The organism is Paracoccus sp. UBA889 (assembly GCA_002294185.1).
GTDB lineage: Bacteria > Pseudomonadota > Alphaproteobacteria > Rhodobacterales > Rhodobacteraceae > Paracoccus.
Window position 1 is genome coordinate 14,984 of sequence record DBFD01000037.1, and the last position, 2,386, is coordinate 17,369.

The 2,386-nt window shown below is 65.3% G+C and carries 4 protein-coding genes; all 4 read left to right on the plus strand.

Features of this window, described 5'->3' with window-relative positions:
* Window positions 1–302 precede the first annotated feature (302 nt).
* Complete coding sequence (locus B4L36_RS06300; protein ID WP_335661860.1) at window positions 303–575, plus strand: DUF2945 domain-containing protein; 273 nt, start codon at window positions 303–305, stop codon at window positions 573–575.
* Between the two features lie 39 nt (window positions 576–614).
* A complete protein-coding gene (locus tag B4L36_RS06305) occupies window positions 615–1,394 on the plus strand; it encodes a 23S rRNA (adenine(2030)-N(6))-methyltransferase RlmJ (RefSeq protein ID WP_292953996.1) in 780 nt (259 codons plus the stop codon).
* Window positions 1,395–1,476: 82 nt separating this feature from the next.
* Window positions 1,477–1,770 (plus strand): FtsB family cell division protein, encoded by a 294-nt coding sequence (locus tag B4L36_RS06310; protein WP_292953999.1) that lies wholly within the window; start codon window positions 1,477–1,479, stop codon window positions 1,768–1,770.
* Window positions 1,771–1,868: 98 nt separating this feature from the next.
* Window positions 1,869–2,386 (plus strand): thiamine pyrophosphate-dependent enzyme (locus B4L36_RS06315; protein WP_292954002.1); only part of this gene is annotated, 518 nt, incomplete at its 3' end.

Below are 2,386 nucleotides of genomic sequence, written 5' to 3' on the forward strand. Positions count from 1 at the left end.
GTTCTGCGGCAAACCGATGCGACGGGCTCACTCCTCCTCCCTCCCGAGCCCGCATCGCAAGCGGTGTCGGCCTCTCCTCCTCCCTGGCCGTGCCGCACCCCATAGCCGCCTCGTTCTGCGGCAAACCGATGCGACGGGCTCACTCCTCCTCCCTCCCGAGCCCGCATCGCAAGCGGTGTCGGCCTCTCCTCCTCCCTGGCCTGCACCGCACCCCATACGCGGCCCTCCCTCCTCCCTGGGTCAGCGTTGAGCGGCGGCGCCCCTTCCTCCTCCCTGGGCGCCGCCGCGTTTCTTTTCGGCCGATGGAACCGCCACCCGCCCTGCGCATTGCGCCTGGAATCGCGATGGAGGCGACGATGCAGAAATTCCGTGAGGGCACGAAGGTCCGCTGGAACTGGGGACAGGGTCACGGCACCGGCAAGGTGACGGAAAGCTTTACCGAGGATGTCGAGCGTCGGATCAAGGGTCAGGCCATCAGGCGCAAGGCCAGCAAGGATGAACCCGCCTACCTGATCGAACAGGACGACGGCGATCGCGTGCTGAAAAGCCATTCGGAATTGTCCAGGGCCGACTGATCCTCTTTCGCGGCGCGCGCGGGCGCGCTATGGCGGGTCATGCTCAGCTATCAGCACGCCTATCACGCCGGAAACCTGGCCGATCTGCACAAGCACGCGCTGATTGCCGCGGCGCTGGATTACCTGACGCGCAAGGACAAGCCCCTGTCCTATCTGGAGACCCATTCCGGACGCGGCCTCTATCATCTGGACAGCGACGAGGCCCGTAAGACGGGCGAGGCCGAGGCCGGGATCCTGCGGGCCCGGCAACAAGGCTGGCTGCCGCCAACCCATCCGCTGATCGCCGCGATCGATGCCACGCGCCGCCTGCATGGCACACAGGCCTATCCCGGCTCTCCGCTGATCGCGGCGCATTTCCTGCGCCCCGGCGACAGCGCCCACCTGGCCGAACTGCACCCGGTGGAACATGCAGCGCTGTCGCGTGTCGCGGGCTTCGCCACGCTGCATCGTCAGGACGGCTTCCGGATGGCGCAGGCCGTGTGTCCGCCCGCGCCGCGGCGCGGGGTGCTGCTGGTCGATCCCAGCTACGAAGTGAAGGCGGATTACGACACCATCCCGCGCCAGATCGCGCAGATCGCACGCAAATGGAATGTCGGCATCATCGCGCTGTGGTATCCCATCCTGACCGATGACCGGCACCGCGCGATGCTGGACACGCTGATGCAGGCCGGCCCGCAGGCATTGCGGACGGAAATACGCTTTGCGCCCGCGCGCCCCGGACACGGCATGGTCGGGTCGGGGATGTGGGTGCTGAACCCGCCCTTCGGCCTTGACGCAGAGGCCCGCCGACTGGAGGCCACGTTCCGCGCGCGGCTGTGATGGCGGGGATTCCCCTTTCCATCCGGCTGTGGCATGATCACGCCGGAACAAGACCCAAACAGGCACAGGCACCGGGCAGGCCATGTCACAGAGACTTTCGATCAGCGCCACGATCTTCATCGTGCTGACCCTCTCGCTGGGCCTCTATTTCGCCTTTGCCGCCGTTCAGGGCCCCTCGGGGATCCTGCGCCGTATCCAGGTCGAGGCCGAGACCGCCGAATTGCGCGAACAGCGCGACGAATTGCGCGCCCAGGTGAACCGGATCCAGAATCTGACCCGCCGTCTTTCCGACGAATATCTGGACCTTGACCTGCTTGACGAACGCGCCCGCGAGATTCTGGGCTATGTCCGCGCGGACGAGGTCATCCTGCGCTGAACAGGCCCGTCTTTGGCGGATTGCACCCCTGATGGTGATGCGATACGGATAGTTTAACGCTGAACTATTCCGCCCCAGCCTCCAGGAGGAATCCCCGCATGGCCAGGAAACCCGCCGCCAGCAAGACGGAAGCGTCCAACACGTCAAAGGACGAACTGCTTAAATATTATCGCGACATGCTGCTGATCCGCCGATTCGAGGAAAAGGCCGGGCAGCTCTATGGCATGGGCCTGATCGGCGGCTTCTGCCATCTCTATATCGGACAGGAGGCCGTCGTCGTCGGTCTGGAAGCCGCCGCCAAGGAAGGCGACAAGCGCGTCACCTCGTATCGCGACCACGGTCACATGCTGGCCTGCGGCATGGATCCGAACGGGGTCATGGCCGAACTGACCGGCCGCGAAGGCGGCTATTCCAAAGGCAAGGGCGGCAGCATGCACATGTTCAGCCGCGAAAAGCATTTCTACGGTGGCCACGGCATCGTCGGGGCTCAGGTGCCGCTGGGCGCCGGCCTGGCCTTCGCCGACAAGTACCTGGGCAACGACAACGTCACCTTCGTCTATTACGGCGATGGCGCTGCCAACCAGGGCCAGGTCTACGAGACCTACAACATGGCCGA